The organism is Streptomyces sp. NPDC051018 (assembly GCF_044456085.1).
GTDB lineage: Bacteria > Actinomycetota > Actinomycetes > Streptomycetales > Streptomycetaceae > Streptomyces.
Genome location: NZ_JBITFN010000017.1, coordinates 82,052 through 100,327, shown reverse-complemented (window position 1 = coordinate 100,327; position 18,276 = coordinate 82,052). Strand labels below are relative to the sequence as shown.

The 18,276-nt window shown below is 74.9% G+C and carries 11 protein-coding genes; 4 read left to right on the top strand and 7 right to left on the bottom strand.

Features of this window, described 5'->3' with window-relative positions; all coding sequences use genetic code 11:
- Nucleotides 1–8 precede the first annotated feature (8 nt).
- A complete protein-coding gene (locus ACIBCM_RS26315) occupies nucleotides 9–4,544 on the top strand; it encodes a CHAT domain-containing protein (protein ID WP_399247271.1) in 4,536 nt (1,511 codons plus the stop codon).
- Nucleotides 4,545–4,972: 428 nt separating this feature from the next.
- On the opposite strand, the gene trxA is transcribed toward ACIBCM_RS26315, so the two are convergent.
- The 3 genes from trxA to ACIBCM_RS26300 form a co-directional block, all read right to left on the bottom strand.
- Complete coding sequence (gene trxA, locus ACIBCM_RS26310) at nucleotides 4,973–5,311, bottom strand: thioredoxin (RefSeq protein ID WP_399247269.1); 339 nt, start codon at nucleotides 5,309–5,311, stop codon at nucleotides 4,973–4,975.
- A 3-nt stretch (nucleotides 5,312–5,314) separates the two neighbouring features.
- Nucleotides 5,315–5,722, bottom strand: a complete 408-nt coding sequence (locus ACIBCM_RS26305) for a MerR family transcriptional regulator (RefSeq protein ID WP_399247267.1) — start codon at nucleotides 5,720–5,722, stop codon at nucleotides 5,315–5,317.
- Between the two features lie 296 nt (nucleotides 5,723–6,018).
- A complete protein-coding gene (locus tag ACIBCM_RS26300) occupies nucleotides 6,019–7,473 on the bottom strand; it encodes a cation:dicarboxylate symporter family transporter (protein WP_399247265.1) in 1,455 nt (484 codons plus the stop codon).
- A gap of 247 nt (nucleotides 7,474–7,720) precedes the next feature.
- Between ACIBCM_RS26300 and ACIBCM_RS26295 the strand changes: the two genes are divergently transcribed.
- Together ACIBCM_RS26295 and ACIBCM_RS26290 are read left to right on the top strand one after the other, a co-directional pair.
- Nucleotides 7,721–9,751: an ATP-binding protein gene (locus tag ACIBCM_RS26295; RefSeq protein WP_399247263.1), complete on the top strand. Its 2,031-nt coding sequence runs from the start codon at nucleotides 7,721–7,723 to the stop codon at nucleotides 9,749–9,751.
- Between the two features lie 451 nt (nucleotides 9,752–10,202).
- Nucleotides 10,203–10,895, top strand: a complete 693-nt coding sequence (locus tag ACIBCM_RS26290; RefSeq protein ID WP_399247261.1) for a response regulator — start codon at nucleotides 10,203–10,205, stop codon at nucleotides 10,893–10,895.
- A 282-nt stretch (nucleotides 10,896–11,177) separates the two neighbouring features.
- On the opposite strand, the gene ACIBCM_RS26285 is transcribed toward ACIBCM_RS26290, so the two are convergent.
- Entirely contained in the window at nucleotides 11,178–12,575 is a 1,398-nt protein-coding gene (locus ACIBCM_RS26285; protein ID WP_399247259.1) for a hypothetical protein, read from the bottom strand.
- On the bottom strand, nucleotides 12,572–13,723 hold the full coding sequence (locus ACIBCM_RS26280) for a hypothetical protein (RefSeq protein WP_399247257.1): 1,152 nt from the start codon (nucleotides 13,721–13,723) through the stop codon (nucleotides 12,572–12,574). Before ACIBCM_RS26280 ends, ACIBCM_RS26285 begins: the two co-directional genes overlap by 4 nt.
- Before the next feature lie 319 nt (nucleotides 13,724–14,042).
- Here ACIBCM_RS26280 and ACIBCM_RS26275 point away from each other — a divergent pair, with 319 nt between their 5' ends.
- Nucleotides 14,043–14,771, top strand: coding sequence for a helix-turn-helix domain-containing protein (locus ACIBCM_RS26275; RefSeq protein WP_399247255.1), 729 nt, complete (start codon nucleotides 14,043–14,045; stop codon nucleotides 14,769–14,771).
- A gap of 419 nt (nucleotides 14,772–15,190) precedes the next feature.
- Here ACIBCM_RS26275 and ACIBCM_RS26270 read toward each other — a convergent pair whose 3' ends face one another.
- Both ACIBCM_RS26270 and ACIBCM_RS26265 read right to left on the bottom strand, forming a co-directional pair.
- The gene (locus ACIBCM_RS26270; RefSeq protein WP_399247253.1) at nucleotides 15,191–16,399 is read right to left on the bottom strand and encodes a helix-turn-helix domain-containing protein; all 1,209 of its coding nucleotides are present in this window, start codon (nucleotides 16,397–16,399) and stop codon (nucleotides 15,191–15,193) included.
- A 748-nt stretch (nucleotides 16,400–17,147) separates the two neighbouring features.
- Entirely contained in the window at nucleotides 17,148–18,173 is a 1,026-nt protein-coding gene (locus tag ACIBCM_RS26265; protein ID WP_399247251.1) for an ATP-dependent 6-phosphofructokinase, read from the bottom strand.
- Between the last annotated feature and the right edge of the window lie 103 nt (nucleotides 18,174–18,276).

Sequence of the window (18,276 nt, the reverse complement as noted above, 5' to 3'; positions counted from 1 at the left end):
GGGCTGTGGTGAGCGACGGGACCTGGCCGGTGCCGGAGGAGATCGAGGGCTGTCTGGCCGCGTACGAGCGGACCGGCGACCCCGCTGAGCTGCCGGTACTGGACGCCCCCGAGTTCCCGGATCTCCCGGACGGGGGCGCGGGGAACGCGGCGCGCGCCGACCCCGCGCAGCTGGCACGGCTGGCGCTGGCGCGCTGGTACCGCTATCTCCAGTGGCCGGGTGTCCACGGGCTGCTGGAGCGGCGGGCCGCGCTGGCGCTGGCGGCCCGGCTGGGCACGGTCGCCGGGTCCGGAACCAGGGTCGGGCGTACGGTCGGTGCGGCGGACCGGCTGCCCGAGCCGCTGCGGGGGCTCGCCACCGCAGCGGCGCCCCGCCGCCCGCTCCTCCGCAGGCGCCGGCCCGAGGCCTCTCCGGAGCCCGTCGCCCTCGGGGCCGCCCGGATCGACCAGCTGCGGTTCCTCATGGACCGGGCGTACGAGTTCGGCGACATCAGCGCGCTGACCACGGCGATCGGGCTCCAGAACCGGTGGCTGAAGGAGAAGACGCTGTCGCCGGTCGAGCGCGCGGCGCTCCTGACCGACCACTCCGTGCTGGCGCGCCGCGCCGGGGAGTCCGGCGCGGGCGGCGACCGGGACTGGTTCGGCGAGGCCGAGCAGGTCGCCACCCTGTCCGTGAAGGCGACCCGGCCCGACGAGCACGACCCTCATCTGGCCAACCGGCTGGTGCTGAGGGGGTACTGCGCGGCCCTTCAGTACACCGGGGACCGGGACGCGGCCGATCGCGGGAACGAGGGCGGGGCCGGTGACGGGGAGCGGGTGCCCGGTGGGCTGGGCATGCCGGGCGGTGCGGGTGGTGCGGCCCCGCTGGAACGCGCCGTGGCCGACTACGGCCGGGCCGCCGAACTGGCGGGGCGTGCCGCCCCCGTGAGCCTGGAACCCGCGCGGGCGCTGGGGTTGGCGCTGACGCGGCTGTACGAGGTGAACAGTTCGGCCGGGACCCTGGCCGAGGCCCTGAGAGCCACCCGCGATCTCGTACGGGCCACCGACGCGTCCGACCGCCGGGCCGGGGAGCACCGGGAACGCCTGGAGTCCCTGCGGGTCCGCGCCGCCGGGCGCCTCGGCACGGCGGAGACCGAGGCGATCCTCCGCGTCGAACCGGTCCTCGGGCCCGGGGCGACCCTCCACGGCGAACCGGTCCTCGGCGGCGAGGACCCGGCGGACGGCCCGGCAGGGAGCCCGGCGGGCACCCCGGACGGCATCGGTACGGCGGCTCCTCACGGCTCCCACCCGGCAGGGAACCCCGCGGGCACCCCGGACGACATCGGTACGGCGGCTCCTCACGACCGCCACCCGGCGGGAACCGGCTCCCCCTCCGCCCACAACACCCGGGCACCGGAAGGCGCCACCGCCGGTGTGCTCCCGTACGAGACCGTGGTGGAAGCCGTTCACGGCGGTCACCCCGCAGCGGACGCACCCTCCGCCCCCGGCACGGCGGACCGCGCCCGCACCGGACGCGACGGCCACCCGGCGAACGGCGGGGACCGCCCCGGGAGCGCCCCGCCCCCGGGGCAGGGCCCGCACGGGCCGGACGGCGGCACCCCGGCCGCCCCCGGCACCCCCGCGCCCACCGGGCGGATCCCCGGGGACCCGGGCGCCGCTCACGGACCGGAGGACTCCCGTGAGGACTCCCGTTTCGAGGCGGCGCTCCGTACCGCCGAGGACCCCGGCATCCCGGGAGCCGAGCGGCGACGGGCTGCCGAGGCGCTGCTGGAGATGGTGCCGCGCCACGACCTCCGGCGCCCCCTGGTCCTGGTCGTCGCCGCCGAGGCGGAGCTGGCGGACCGGCTCCAGGGCGGCGGGGGCGCCTCGGCCGAGCGGGCGCGGCTGGCGGCCGTCCGGGCGGTGGACGCGGCCGGGCCCGGGCATCCGATGGGCTTCCGTGCCCGTGCCGTCCTCGCGGAGTGCACCCTGTGCGCGGCCTGGGACGGCGCCCCCGGCGTGCGGGGGGACGACGCGCTGGCCGCCGCCCGTGAGGCCAGGCCGCTGCTCCCGGCCGGTGATCCGGACAACGGCGGACGGCTGAACCGCCTGGCGGACATCCTGAGCAGGGCCGCGACCCAGATGGGCGACGTCTCGCTGCTGCCGGAGGCCGTCGAACTGCGCCGGGAGGCGGTCGGTCTCACCCCCGCCGACCACCCGAACCGGGCGTTCTGGCTGTCGAACCTGGCGCGCTCCCTGCGCCGGCTGGCCGATGAGAGAGACGACCCGGAACTCTCGTACGAGGCGGTGTCGTTCGCCCACGAGGCCGCGACCACCCTGCCCGAGGACCATCCGAGGAAGCACGAGCTGCTGTTCAATCTGGCGTCGGAGTTCATCTCGGCCGCCGGGATCAGCCCGGCCGCGGCGGGTGATCCGGACGAGGAGCTGCTGGCGGAGGCGGACGCCGTCCTCGGCCGGGGCCTGGACATGCTGGCGCCGGACCACCACGACCAGCCGCGTTTCCTCAGCCAGATCGCCCTGGTACGGCTGAAGCGCCATGCGGCGACAGGCGACCCCGGGATGCTGGCCGACGCGACCTGGCTGGCGCGGGAGGCCGTCGCCCTGACCCCGCCGGACGACACCTGGTGGTCCGCGCGCAACGACTGTCTCGCCCGCGCGGCGGCCATGTCGTACCGGCTCACCGGTGAGAGGGACGAGGCGCTGCGGGTGGAGGCGGTTCAGGCGTACTCGATCGTCGCCGCCGACCGGACGCTCCCGGCGGCCAAGCGGATCGAGGCGGGAAACCGGCTGGCCCGCCTCGCCTGCGGGGGCGGGGATCCGGAGCGCGCGCTCCGGGCGCTGGAGGCCGCCCTGGACGAGATCCCGGCGATGGCCCGGCGGTCGCTGACCGGGCCCGTACGCCAGGGGGCCACCCGCAGGGCCGCGCATCTCGCCGCCGAGGCCGCGGCGCTGGCCGTGGACGTGGGACGCCCGGAGCGGGCCGTCGAACTGCTGGAGAGCGGCCGGGCGGTGCTGTACGGGCAGGCCGTCGCGGCCCGCCGGTACTGGACGCCGCTGCGCGACCTGGACCCGCGTGCCGCGGCCGACCTGGAGCGTATCGAGTCCCGGCTCGCGGAGAGTGACATCTACACCAACATCAGCTCGTTCACCATCGAGGTCGTACGGCTCAGCCCCGGAGGGGAGCGGCGGGAGTCGACTAGGGAGTGGGATCCGCGCCCGGAGTGGGCGGCCGAGACCCGCAGGCTGGCGGCCGAACGGGACCGTATCCTCGAACGGCTCTCCCGGCACCCCCGGTTCGCGGAGCTGCTGCGTCCGCGGTCCCTGGCCGAGGTGCGCAGGGGGATCGCCGGGGCACCGGTGGTACTGGTGGCCGCCCATGGGGACCGGGGGGACGCCCTGCTCGTACCGGCCGATCCGGAACGGCCGGTGGTCCATGTGCCGCTGCCGGGGCTGACGGCGGGCGCGGTGCTGGAGCGGATCGGCCGGCTGGAGACGGCGGTCTCGGACGCGACGGACCCCGACAAGGGATTCGCCCGGCGCGCGGCGGCCCAGTCGGAACTGCACGAGGTGCTGGAGTGGCTGTGGGACGAGCTGGCCGGCCCGGTCGTCGACCGGCTGCCGCCCCCGGCCGGCCCTTTGCCGCCGGGCGCGCTGCCCCGGCTGTGGTGGTGCCCGGTCGGCCCGCTGGTACGGCTGCCGCTCCAGGCCGCGGGCCACCACCGCGATCCGTACGGCGGCGGGGACGGCCGCCCCCGTACGGTGATCGACCGCGTCGTGTCCTCGTCCACGCCGACGCTCGCGGCCCTCGCGCACGCGATGCGCGAACGTACGGACCCCGGCCCGGACGGACCGGACGGCCTGGCCCACCCCAACGGACCGGACGGTGGTGACGGCGGGGTCAGGAGGGACGGCGGGGACATGGGCGGCCCCGGGCGGTCGCGGCGGAGTGCGGGCGCGCTCGTCGTGGCGGTCCCCGAGGCACCCCGTATGCCCTCGCTGCCCCAGGCCGAGGCGGAGGCCCGTGACGTCCTCGCGCTGGTGCCCGGGTCGCGGGTGCTCAGTGGCGAGGAGGCCGGTCTCCAGGCCGTGGAGGCGCAGTTGGGCCGCTATCCCATCGCGCACTTCGCCTGCCACGGCGACAGCAACGCCGCCCTCGGCACCCTGCTGGGCAACGGGCTCCATCTGGCGTCGGGCGAGAAGCTGACCGCCGCCCATGTGCACGACGCCCGTCTGGACCACGGTGCGCTGGCGTTCCTCTCCGCCTGCGGCACGGCCGAGCAGCATCCCACGATGCCGGACGAGCCGATGCACCTGGCCTCGGCGTTCCAGCTCGCGGGCTTCCGGAGCGTCATCGGCACCCTGTGGCGTACGCCGGACAGCGCCGCCGTGGCCCGGTCGGTGTACTCCTTCCTCACCGCGGACGGCACCCGCTCCCCGGACCTCACGGCCTCGGCGGTGGCTCTCAACACGGCCCTGCGCGCGGCCCGCGACGCGTATCCGGCGATCCCGACCCGCTGGGCCGCCTATCTGCACGCGGGCGCGTGAGGACCGCGGACGGAGATCCACGGCGGACCGGGTACGGGATCCCGGCGGTTCGGCGGGCGGTCCCCCGGCCCCGGACCGGTGCCCGCTCACGGGAGCCAGGTCCGGAGCCGTACGCGACCGGGGCGGGTGCGCGCCGGCACGCGCTACGGCCGCCGGGGGCCGTCGCCCCGCCGCCCGCCGGCCGGTGCGGTACCGGCCCGGTCCCGCGTTACGGAGACGGGGGCCGGGTTCACCAGCGGGGCCGGGTACGGGACAGGGCGGGGCATCACCGGTACAGCGGGCCCGGGAACGCGTACGAGGCGGGGCCGGGCGTCATCGGTCTCGTGGGCGTGGCCGGGGGGCCGGGTGCACCGAGGCCCGCCCGACCCGCCCGTACCCGTGCAGCCGCCCCGGCGGCTCCCGTGCGGCGGGCGCGTCCCGCCGGGGCCCTACGCTCCGATCACGTCCTCCAGCTCCTGCATCAGCCGGCGCTTGGGACGCGCGCCCACCATCGACTTCACCGGCTCACCGCCCTGGAACACCATCAGCGTCGGCATCGACAGCACCCCGTAACGGTTCGTCGTCTCGGGGTTGGTGTCCACATCGATCTGGACCACCTTGAGGCGATGCCCCTCCTCCTGGGAGATCGCGCTCAGGACCGGCGCGATCTGACGGCACGGCGGGCACCAGTCCGCCGTGAACTCCACCAGCACCGGCCGCTCCGACGTCAGCACCTCAGTGGCGAAGTCCGTGTCCGTCACGACCGCCACGCCTTCTGCCTGGATCATGTGTCACTCACCGAGACCTCTTTCGAATTCGCATCGTGGTTCCGGGCAGCCGGTCAGCGCTTCCGCCTCGGCCCGTGCGAGCTGCGCGCCGACCTGGGCACGTACGGAGCCGAGGCGGCCGATCAGTTCGTCGAGTTCGCTGAGCTTGGCCCGGTAGACGGCGAGCGAGGCGGGGCAGGAGTCGCCCGAGGGGTGACCCGCGCGCAGACACTCCACGAAGGGGCGGGTCTCCTCCAGCTCGAACCCGAAGTCCTGGAGGGTCCGGATCTGCCGGAGGAGACGCAGGTCGTCCTCGTCGTAGACGCGGTAACCGTTCTCCGTACGCCGCGCGGTCAGGAGTCCGCGGGACTCGTAGTAGCGCAGGGTGCGGGTGGTGGTCCCGGCCCGCTCCGCCAGCTCGCCGATTCGCATGCAGTCGACCGTAGACGTTGACGCCGAGGTCAGGGCAAGGCCGACCACGCCGGCCCGGGGAGGACGACGACGCGTGAGGCATCGGGTCCGGGGCGCTGGCCCCCTGAACCGGCCCTCTGGAACGGTTCTGTGGAACAGCCCCCGGGATCCGCCCCGCGCCCGCCCTCCGCCATGGGGGATCACGGAGGGTGGGCGCGGGGCGGACGGGTGGGGATCCCCTTGGGGCTACTTGGGGTTACCCAAGGTAATGGGTGGTTCGCGCGGGGGGAAGTACGGACGAACCACCCGGTCCGGGGTCACACCTTCCCGGTGACCGTCTTCTCCTCCCGCGAGCCGGGAACCTCCGCCCCGGGCCCCTCCGCGCCCGGGGCCCCCGCCCCGGCGCCCTCCGCGCCGGTGCCGCCTTCGCCGGGCGGCGCGCCGTGGCCGTCGTCGAGCAGGGTCCTCTCGTCGAACGGGATCCGGCCCGCCAGTACCTCCGCCGCCCGCGCCCTGTCGATCTCCTGGGTCCAGGTACCGACCAGAACCGTCGCCACCGCGTTGCCCGCGAAGTTGGTCAGCGCGCGCGCTTCACTCATGAAGCGGTCGATGCCGACGATCAGGCCGACGCCGTCGACCAGTTCCGGCCGGTGCGACTGGAGGCCGCCCGCCAGGGTCGCCAGACCGGCGCCGGTGACGCCCGCCGCTCCCTTCGAGGCGATGACCATGAAGATCAGCAGGGAGATCTGCTCGGACGCGCTCAGCGGGTCGCCCATCGCGTTGGCGATGAAGAGGGAAGCCATCGTGAGATAGATCGCGGTGCCGTCGAGGTTGAAGGAGTAGCCCGTCGGCACGGTGACGCCGACGACGGGCTTGCTCACGCCCAGGTGCTCCATCTTCGCGATCAGCCGCGGAAGGGCCGATTCCGAGGACGAGGTGGAGAGGATCAGCAGGAACTCACGGCCCAGATACCTCAGCAGGGACAGCAGATTGATCCCGGCGACGAGCTTCAGCAACGGGCCCAGCACGACGAAGACGAACAGCGCACAGGTCGCGTAGAAGCCGATCATGATCACCGCGAGCGACTTCAGCGCGTCCAGGCCGGTCTCGCCGACGACGGCCGCGATCGCGCCGAAGGCGCCCACCGGAGCGGCCCACATGATCATCGCCAGGACCCGGAAGACCAGCCGCTGGAGATGCCCGATACCGCGCAGCACCGGTTCGCCGGAGCGGCCCATCGCCTGGAGCGCGAAGCCGGCCAGCAGGGCCACCAGCAGCGTCTGGAGGACCTCGCCCCCGGTGAAGGCGGAGACCACGGTCGTCGGGATGATCCCGAGCAGGAAGTCGGCGGTGGACTCGCCGCCCGCGCCCTCGGCGGCCTTGTCGCCCGCCGCGCGCGCCGCGTCCGTGAGCTGGAGCCCGGCTCCCGGTTCCAGCACATTGCCGACGAGCAGCCCGATGGCCAGGGCGACGGTCGACATCGCCAGGAAGTAGCCCAGCGCGAGCCCGCCGACCGCGCCCACCTTGGCGGCCTTGCGGACCGATCCGATGCCCAGCACGATCGTGCAGAAGATGACCGGCGAGATCATCATCTTGATCAGGTTCACGAACCCCGTACCGATCGGTTTCAGTTCGACGGCCACCCCGGGGGCGGCGAAGCCCACCGCGATACCCAGCCCCACCGCGCCGATGACGGCGATGTACAGATAGTGCGTACGGTCCCTTCCGCGTGCGCCGGCTGTCACGGGTCCTCCTCGGTCAAGCGTGTCCATGTCCGCGTATGGATCTCCGTGAATATCCATCACCCTGTGACCCGGGTCACCCTTGCGTGCCTTTCGTTCATGAAGGCGTCGGCAGCGACCGGATATGCATGACCGGAGACGTCGGTCGCGGCCGGGCCTCCACGCACGCCGACCGCCGCCGGTCCTCCCGCACCTGCGCGGGTCACGCCCGGGCGGGGCACGCGCGGCCGGGTAGGCGCCGGAACCCGCGCCCGAAGGGGTGGGCACACTGGTGCCCATGCGCCTACGCCGCCCGCGCAGCCTCGCGGGCCAGCTCTTCGCGATGCAGGTCGTGCTGGTCACCGCGATCGTGGCGGGCTGTGCCCTCTTCGCGTATCTCACGGACCGGTCACAGGCGGAGGACACCGCCCGGCTCCAGTCCACGGCGACCGCCACCGCCGTGGCCCGCTCCCCCTCGGTGATCGCCGCCACCCGCACCGAGCGCCCGACCACGGCGCTCCAGCCGTACGCGGAGGGCCTGCGCAGAGCCGCGGGCGTCACCTTCATCACGATCATGGCCCCCGACGGCACCCGCTGGACCCATCCGGAACCGGACCAGATCGGCCGGACGTATCTGGGCCACACCGAACAGGCGCTGCGCGGCGAGACGTACAGCGAGAAGTACTCCGGCACGCTCGGCTCCTCCATCCGGACCGTCGTGCCCGTGTACGACGACGGGCGCGTCGTCGGCCTGGTCAGCGCGGGTATCACCATCCAGCGGATCACCGAGCGGGTACGGGAGCAGGTGGCGGCCCTGCTGCTGGTCGCGGGCGGGGCGCTGGCAATCGGCGGGGTCGGCACGTATGTGATCAACGCCCGGCTGCGGCGGCACACGCACGGCATGAACGCGGCCGAACTGAGCCGGATGCACGACTACCACCAGGCCGCGCTGCACGCCGTGCGCGAGGGGCTGCTGATGCTCGACGGGCGGCGCAGGATCGCGCTGGTCAACGACGGCGCACGGGAGCTGCTGGGCCTGGCCGGGGACGCGGTCGGCCGCCCGGTGGCCGGACTGGGGCTGCCCCGGCCGCTCACGGCGGCGCTGCTGGCGTCCGAGCCCCGCGTCGACGAGGTCCATCTGACGGCGGACCGGATCGTCGTGGTCAACACCAGCCCGGTGGTGGGCGGGGAGCAGCGAGGCACCGTGGTGACCCTGCGCGATCACACCGAACTCCAGGCGCTGTCGGGGGAGCTGGACTCCGAGCGCGGGTTCAGCCAGGCGCTGCGGTCCCAGGCGCACGAGGCCGCGAACCGGCTGCACACCGTGGTGTCGCTGATCGAACTCGGCCGTACGGACGAGGCCGTCGACTTCGCCACGGCGGAGCTGGAACTGGCCCAGGTGCTCACGGACCGGGTGGTGGGCGCGGTCGGTGAACCGGTGCTCGCGGCACTGCTGCTGGGCAAGGCGGCCCAGGCGAACGAGCGGGGTGTGGAGCTGGTCCTCGCCGAGGACAGCCGGATCGACGACGGTGTGCTGCCGCCGTCGCTGCCTGCGCGCGATCTGGTGACGATCCTCGGCAATCTGATCGACAACGCGGTGGACGCGGCATCGGGCGCGACGCTGCCGGACGCCCCGGACCCCCAGCGGCCCCCGCGCGGGCCCGGAACTGGGCCCGTGCCGGAGCCGGACGGACCGGAGCCCGCGGAGCCCGCGGCCGCCGTGGTGGACGCACCCGGACGGCTACCCGCCCCGGGGCCCGTACGGAAGCCGGACGGACCGGGGCCCACCAAGTCGCCGACCGCCGTGGTGCAAGCACCCGTACGGCAACCCGCCCCGGGGCCCGTACGGAAGCCGGACGGACCGGGGCCCACCAAGTCGCCGACCGCCGCTGCGGACGCACCCGTACGGAAGCCGGACGGGCACCCGGCGGCGACGGAACCGGGCGCGTCGGCGCTCCCGGCAGCGGAGACGGGCGGACGTGTGGACACCGTGCCGGGCCGGGGCCGGCGCCCCCGGGACGGGGAGCCGCCGAAGGCGGTGCCCGCCGGGGCCCGGCCGGCGAGGGCCCGGGTCACGGTCACCGCGCACGCGGACGACGGCGAACTGCTGATCCGGGTGCATGACACGGGTGCCGGTGTCGATCCCGCCTGCGCGGACGAGGTGTTCGCCCGGGGCTGGTCCACCCATGGGCCCGGCCGTGGCCTCGGCCTCGCGCTGGTCCGTCAGGCGGTGCACCGCGGCGGAGGCACGGTGACCCTGGACGAGGGCCCGGACGGAGGCGCCCGGTTCACGGTCAGACTGCCGCTCCGAAGGGGGGTGCCGGCATGACCCGTACGGGCTCCGGCCCGCCGGGGAGGCGGACCACGATCCACGCCACCCGGGCCGGTGAGGGCCTTGGGGGACCTTCCGCCGGTACGCGGCCGCAGACCACCGTCCCCACGCCCACGCCACCGGCCGAAGCCATCGGATCACGCCACCGGCCCCGCGTCCGTCCCGCGCCGCTCGACCCGGGCCGGTCGGATACAGGCCGGTCGGGCACGGGCCGGTCGGATACGGGTCCCCGGGGCCCGGTCACCCGCCCCGGGAGGCCCTCACCGCACGGACCCGTGGCGGCGCCCCGCCACCGGCCGCCCGCGCCGCGGGACCCCGCGGAGGTTCCCGCTGACGGAGCCTCACCGGGCGTACCGGGTGTGCCGGGGGCCGTACGGAAGCGGGCGGGCGCGGCGGTCCGGTGCCCCCGTGGCGTACGATCGCCGCTGCGTATCGCGGAGGTGCCCGGATGAGCGGGAAGCCGGACCCCATCAGCGTCCTGGTCGTCGAGGACGATCCCGTCGCCGCCGCGGCGCACGCGCACTACGTCGGCCGGGTCGCGGGCTTCCGGGTGGCCGGGGTCGCGCACTCGCGGGCCGAGGCCGTGCGGACGCTGGAGCGCACCCGGGTGGATCTGCTGCTCCTCGATCTGTATCTCCCGGACGGGCACGGGCTGTCGCTCGTACGCTCGCTGCGCGCGGCCGGGCACTCGGCGGACGTCATCGCCGTCACCTCCGCGCGCGATCTGGCGATCGTGCGGGAGGGGGTGTCGCTGGGGGTGGTGCAGTACGTACTGAAGCCGTTCACGTTCGCCACCCTGCGCGACCGTCTCGGCCGGTACGCGGAGTTCCGGGCGGCGGCCGGTGAAGCGAGCGGCCAGGACGAGGTGGACCGGGCGCTCGCCGCGCTCCGCGCCCCCGAGGGCGGTGCGCTGCCGAAGGGACTGAGCGGGCCGACGCTGGAGGCGGTGACCCGGACCCTGCGGGCGTCGGCGACGGGGCTCACGGCCGCGGAGGCGGGCGCGGCGGTCGGGATATCGCGGATCACCGCGCGCCGCTATCTGGAGCATCTGGTGGCCCAGGGGCGCGCGGCCCGCAGCCCTCAGTACGGCCAGATCGGCCGCCCCGAACTCCAGTACCGCTGGCTGCCGTCCCGGTCCTGAATCCCGGGTACCGGCTCCCGCCCCCCGAGCCCGGACCCCGTATCGGCGACGGCCTCCCGGCACTTCCCCGGCGCCGGCTGCCCCGGACCCGGTCACGACCGCGGGACGGGCCCCGGGGTGCCTGAACCGCCGGGGACACCACCGGCCGTCCCGGCGGCACCACTCACGGGAGGCCGTCCGGACGGAAACGGACAGGCACCGGCGGCGGTCCGGGGGACAGCCGACCGGAGCGCCGTCCGCGGCGGCCACCGCGTACGCCCGGGCCCGCCCGGCCGGTCCTGGTCAGTCCCCTTGCCCCGTGGGCGGCGGAGGCGGCGCGGGCACGGCCGGGTCGGTCGTGGCCCGGTAGAGGGCTGGGCGGTTGGGGACCGTACAGCCCCGTTCCCGTGCCGAGCGCACGGCGAACGCCTTCAGCGCCGCACGCTGATACGCCTGGCTGCCGTCCGGTCCGTGCCGCATCCGGACCACGTAGAGCGCGGGCTCGTCCCCCGACGGACAGACCGCGCTCGTGGTGTACGCGCCCTCGTACTCGGTCCCGGTGGACATCCGCAGTCGCATGTCCTCCGCGTACGGGCCGTAGTAGGCGTCCAGTTCATACGCCTCGGACCGCTCGTCGCGGCCGATCTCGCAGTGCTCCCTGGGAGTGGCGCCGCGCGGGCTCTCCCAGACGCGGGCCCCCTCGAAGGCGGGAACGCCCACGCAGGTGCCGGCGGCGGCGGACGGCTCGACGTCCTCGTCCTCGCCGACCGGGAGCGGCACGCCGTCCGGTACCCGGCCCAGGGGCGCGTCACAGCCGTGGCGTTCGGCGGATCCGACGGCGGTGGCGGTGGCGATCCGTACCAGCCGGACCCGGTCGGCCGGGTTGTCGACGGCCGTCCCCTCCACATCGCCGTCCACGGTGATCAGCAGATCGGCCGGGCCGTCCCGGCAGTCGAGCAGCACGGCGGCGCTCGCGCGGGCCCAGGCGGTGTCCTCCCTGCCGTAGCCGTCGAAGTACCCGGTCCAGCCGTGACCCAGGGGTACGGGGCGGTCGGCGTCGGCGTCCCCGTACAGACTGCCGTCGCGCCGGTCGCGGTCCGCCTCCAGCGTGGGGACGCCGTGGACGGCCACCTCGATCGAGCCCTCGCGGTCGGGGTGTTCGCCGCCGTCCCGCGCGATCCGGGTGATCACACACCGGACGTACAGCGAGCTTTCCGGGTCGCGGAGGCCGCCCTCGGCGCGTATCTCCTCGCGTTTCTCGGCGAGTTCTCCGGGGCCGAGCGCGTCACGGGTCTCACGCACCGGAAGGAGCCCGTCGCACGCCCCGTCCAGGGCTCGGTCCTCCAGCCACCCGTCCGGCAGCTCCCCTCCGAGGGCGAACCAGGCGGCCAGCGGCGCGAGCAGGACGAGGACCGCGACGGCCGCCCCGCGTGCGCGGGCACCCGGCCGGCCCCGGGGCGGGGGCGGCGGTTCCGTCTCCCCGGGGCCGGGATCGGGATCCAGCGGGACCGTGCGCAGGACCAGGGGATCCAGGACCAGGGGATCCGGGCCCAGCGGGTCGGGTTCCGGCCCGAGAGGGTTCCGGTGCGGGGGGTTCAGGTGCGAGTGATCCCCGTACGAACGGTCCCCGTCCGAGGGGTCCGGGTGCGGGGGATCCCGGCGCGCGGGGTCCGGGGCCGGGTCCTTCGGCGGGCCGGTCATGGGCCCTCGGCCACGGTGGTGTCACGGCAGTGCGACCGCCTCGGCCAGGCGCTGCCCGCGGCGAGATAGCGCGTCAGTACGGCTCGCGCGGTACCGGCCAGCCGCCGCCGCTCGTCCGCGGTCACAAAGAACTGGCCGCTCCGGTCCGGGGGGATCTCCGGGATCACGGAGACCCGGTGATAGGCGACCTCGCCGCCGCAGTCGGCCTCGGCCCATACGGCGACGTCGAGGGGGTCCCCGCCGATCCACACCGTCCGCCCGTCCTCGCGCGGGGGCGGACCCTCGTACTGAAGGTGCTGTTCCCGCAGTAGCCGCCCCTTCACCCCGGTGGCGCTCTGCGCGCTGAGCGAGGTGATCGTCAGCCGTTCGGGGGTGGTCTCCAGGTCCGTGCGCCGGGCCTCACAGGTGCCGTTGCGCGTGCGGTAGGGCCGGTCGCGCCCGGCCTGCCAACTGCCGCCCAGGCCCAGCGCCAACGGATCGAGCCAGTCGCAGAGCGCCGGGTCGGGCGAGGTGGGCGGGCCGCTCAGGGGCAGGGGCGCACCGCCGCAGCGACGGCGTTCGGCGATCCAGTTGGCGACGGAGACGGCGGTACGGGCCGCCGCCAGCCGGTACGCGCGTACCTCCGCACGGGCCTGGCCGGGCCCGTGCGGCGGCAGCGGCAGACTCACCGTGACCTGGAGTTCCCCGGTGCGCCCGGTGCGCCGGACCAGCCCTCCGGGGCAGGTGACGAGCAGGGTGGCCACGGTCTCGTCCTCGTCGGTCTCGAAGTCGCCCACCGCGTTCGGCGGAAGCGGCAGCGGAAACGTCCTGGCCTCCTGCGCCGAGTCCTCCGGAGTGTCCTCCCGCACCCGGAGCAGCGCCTCGGCACGCACCCGTACCTCTGCGCCGTCGGGGTCGGCCGTGCCCGCGCCGGCCCACGACAGCCGGCAGTCCAGGAGCGCCCGGCTCTCCTGGCCCGGTTCCAGGACCGTCCCGTACTCGACCAGCCGTCCCGCGGAGCGGTCGGACAGGAAGGGCCGCAGCCGGTCCTGGGGCAGCAGCCCCTGGCAGGCCCTCTTCAACTGGGCGCGGTTCGCCGCCAGCTGGGCGTCCTGGAGGACCTGGTTCCGTACGCTCACGGTGATGGCGGCCAGCACGGCCAGCGCCACCGATGGCACCAGCAGCCGGGTGATCCACCGCTCCCCCGGCGCCGTCCCCCACCCCGTACCCCAACGGGGGACCGGGCCTCTCTCCCACCACTGTCCCCGGCCCGTGCCCCACCGGTTCACCGGGCCGCTCCCCCGCCGTCCGTTCCGGATGTCCCGCCTCCGCGCCGCACTCCCGTCATCCACCGTCCACCCCGTGTTCCCGGAGTGTGCGGCCGGCCGTCATCCTGCGGCCGGGAAACGGCCGGAACGCGCCCGCGCCAAAGGATGTCGGGAGAACACACCCTGGTCGGAGGCCCCTTGGGCGCCTTACGGTGAGCGCGTGCAGCACGCTCCCACCCCTCCCTTCGACCGCTCCGCCGCGCGCCGCCTCAGGGAGGCCCTCGGGATGACAGCCGGTCATGTTTCGTACGGCCTTCGCGCGCAGTACGGACTCCATGTCCGTCAGGACACGATCCTCTCCTGGGAGCGGGGCATCGGCGCACCCGGCGACCGGGAACTGACCGCGCTCGCCGGGGTGTTGTGGTGCGCCCCCGAGGATCTGGTCGACGCGGCCACCACCCTTGAGGACCACCGGCTGGCGCGGGAGCTGGCCGCCGACGAGCTGGCCCGGCTGATCGGCATGACACCGGGCGCGTACGCCCGGATGGAGGAGTCCGGCCGCTGGCGGGGCAGCGAGCGGCACACCGCCCTCCTCGCGGAGGTGCTGCGTCTGCGCCCGCGCGAACTGCTGAGGGCCATCGGCCGGGACGGGGAGCTGGCGCCGTTGCTGCGGAGCGCCGTCAAGGGGCGGTGGCAGGGGTACGTACGGCCGGTGGCGAAGCTGGTCCCGATGGACCGGGAGCTGATCACGGCCGTTCTGGAGGAGCTGCACACCGCCTACCGGGTGCGGACGGCGGACGCGGGTCCGGGCTGGGCGCAGACCGCCGAGGACTCCGAGGCCGCGGGCCGGGAGTTCCTGGAGCTGGTCGGCGACCACTTCTGGGTCCTGGCGGACCCGGATCCGGACCAGCGCGGGGGCGATGACGGCGATCGGACCCTTCCTGGCTGATCCGGGGCGGAGTGATCCGGGGCGGAGTGATCCCGGGCGCGCTGATTCGGGGCGCGCTGATTCGGGGCGCGCTGATTCGGGGCGGGGTGTTCCCGGGCCCGGTGCGGGGCCTGTGCGCCTCAGCGGGGCCGGGGGCAGGGACCCGGCTGCGGACCGACGGGCCCGGGGCCCGGCTCCGGGCGGCCTCGATGCCGGGCTCCGGGGGCCGGGCCGGAAGCTCGACGGGGTCCTGGTCCGGGCGCGCCCCGGGGGTGGGACGGGGGCCGAGCGTGCCCGCGGGACCGGGCGTCCCTCTTGGGTCGGGTTTCCCGCTGCGGCCGGGACTTGCCCGTCGGCCGGGCACTCCGCGTCGGCCCGGCCCGGGACCCCGGCGGGGCTCGGGCTTACGGCGGAGGGCGGCGGCTCGACCCGCTTCCGCCTCAACGCCGGGCTCCGGGAGCGCGTTCCAGTACGAAGGTCTGGGCCGCGCCGGACCTGTCGCAGCTCTGCTGCCGTATCTCCGCGCCGGGTCCCACCAGCCGGTCCTCCACCCCTACACACAGATCGCTGTGGAGGGGCCGCAGCCGGAAGACGCCCGCCTCCGCGCCGAACCGCTCCAGCCGGAACGCCTCCGCCGTACCGCGCTTGCCGCACTCCTGGTCGTTGAGCGGGGTTTCGGTCTCCCTCGACCCATTGCTCACACCGGTGCAGCCCGGACCGTACGTCGGATGCCGGGTGGCGATCCGCCAGTTCTCACCGCGCCGCTGGAGGGAGAAGGCCGGGACGGAGCCGGACCCGCAGGGCAGTTGGTAGAGCAGTCCGCTCCGGTCGCCGCGCTCGGCCAGACAGAGCCCGGAGTGGACGGCCTTGATGCGTACGGGGCCCGGCGTGGGCGCGCTCAGGCGGGCCAGGGCCGGCTCCCCGCGCGGCGTCCCGGGCGGACCGCTGACGAGAGTGCCGGTGCCGTGCCGTGTCCCCCTTGGGGGATCCGCGTCCTCGTCGTCGGCGACGGTGAGCCCCACCGCGAACAGGACGGCGCCCAGGACGACCACCGCGGCGCCCCATACCGGGCGCGGCACCCCGGGGCCCGGCTCCGCACCGGGCGACCTCCCGGGCTTCCCGGACGCGCCGGGTGCCAGGTGTTTCCCGGGTGCCTCGGGCTCGTCGTGCTTCCCGGATGCCCTGGGCCTGTCGGGTTCGGCGTGTGCGTGGTGTATGTGAGGTTCCGGGGCTTCCGGGGGAGCCTCGTGGCTGGTGTCACCACCGGTCGGGTCCTGGGTACACCCGGCAGCCGGGTCCGGCCTCGGTCCGCTCCGGTGTTCCGGGATCTCCCCCGGCTGACGCTCCCGGCGGGCCAGTTCCTTGCGCACCCTCAGCCAGGTCTCGGCGGCCCCGGGACCGCAGCCGCACGCCCGTACGAAGGCGGCCACCAGCTCCTCGCGCGGGAGCGTGCAGCGGCTGAGCATATTGGCGACGGTGGAGCGCGGCAGCACATCCCCGACCGCCTCGGCACGGGACGTCAACTCCCGGTAGGTCAGGCCCGACCAGTCCTTGAGCTGCTGTAATCGCGCCACGAACTCGGCGGCTCCACCCGCCTGTTCCGGATCGGGAGCCCGGTTCTCCTCGGGATCCATCCGTCCTCCGTCCATCGCTGACATGCTGGGACACATCTGGGACATGTCCCGGACAAGAACAGCCTTGCCATCCGCGGCGGTCGGCTCAAGAGTGATCTGCGCCATCCGTGCCGGGAAGCGCGACGGCGGAAAAGCGGCCCCGGCCCCCTGGCACGACAGGGGACAGGGCGACACGACCGGCCTTGATCGTCCACCGGGGGGACGATCAAGGCCGGTCACCGGGGCCGGAGGCACGGACGGAGGAAGAGGTGGACGCGCGGAATCGGGCGCACGGCGGACGCACCCCCGCGGTCGGGCGCGCGGGCGGAGTCGGCGACGGGTCGTCACCCCGCCCGGCAGCCCGGGCAGGGAGCCTCGGCGGCCGGGCACGACCCTCGGCCGGTCCGGGAACGGCCCCATCGGAGCCGGCCCCGGACCACATCACCAGCGGCCCCACCGGAGTGCCCGTCACCGGTTCAGGGCCCGTCACCGGGCTGCGGACGACCGGACCGACCCGACAATGTCAGGACCGGCCGAACCCTCCCCGTAACGACCCGCGCCGACCCGGGACCGCAGGACCGGCCCGCCCTTCACCGTACGCACCGGCGGACCCTTCACCGTAAGACCGAACCGAACCGGCACCGCCCCGGGACCGCAGGACCGGCCGGCCCTTCACCGTACGCACCGGGGGATCCGTCACCGCAAGACCGAACCGAACCGAACCCGGGCCGTACCGGCACCGCCCCGCATCGCGCCCCGCTCCCCGCGCCTGGCGGAACAGGCGTCAGAAGACCGACTCCGCCTCGTTCATCCGGCTCGTCGGAACCATCTTCAGCCGGGTCACCGCGTCCGCCAGCGGCACCATCACCACATCCGTGCCCCGCAGCGAGGTCATCCGCCCGAAGTCGCCCCGGTGGGCCGCCTCCACCGCGTGCCAGCCGAACCGGGTGGCGAGCACCCTGTCGTACGCGGTCGGCACTCCGCCGCGCTGCACATGCCCGAGGATGACCGGCTTGGCCTCCTTGCCGAGCCGGTGCTCCAGCTCGGCGGCGAGCCGGTTCCCGATGCCCACGAAGCGCTCGTGGCCGTACTGGTCGATCTCGCCCTTGCCGTAGTCCATGGAGCCCTCGGCGGGGTGCGCGCCCTCGGCGACGCAGACGACGGCGAACTTCTTCCCCCGGGAGAAGCGTTCCTCCACCATCTTCACCAGGTCCTCGACCTGGAAGGGCCGCTCCGGCAGACAGATGCCGTGCGCCCCGCCCGCCATACCGGACTCCAGGGCGATCCAGCCCGCGTGCCGGCCCATCACCTCGACGACCATCACCCGCTGATGCGACTCGGCGGTGGTCTTGAGCCGGTCGATGGCCTCGGTGGCGACGGTGACGGCGGTGTCGAAGCCGAAGGTGCGGTCCGTGGCGGAGATGTCGTTGTCGATGGTCTTGGGCACACCGACGACGGGCATGCCCGCGTCGGACAGCATCCGGGACGCCGTGAGGGTGCCCTCGCCGCCGATCGGGATGAGGACGTCGATGCCGTACCGCCGCTGGATCTCACCGCAGTTCTCGGCGGCCTCGCGGAGCCGGTTGCGCTCCAGCCGCGCGGAGCCGAGGATCGTGCCACCGCGGGCGAGGATGCCGCTGACGGCGTTGAGGTCGAGGGGCCGGTAGTGACCGTCGAGGAGCCCTTTGAAGCCGTCCTCGAATCCGATGACCTCGTCGCCGTGCCCCGTGAGGGCCCGGTGCACGACCGACCGGATCACTGCGTTCAGTCCGGGGCAATCGCCCCCAGCGGTGAGCACTCCGATACGCATCGCGCTGTGTCTCCTGCTCGTCGTGGGACAGGTGAGCCGAGAGTCAATTGTTTCATGGGCTCCAGGGCCCCGCGCTCCCGATCTCACCGGGCCCTCCCGCCTC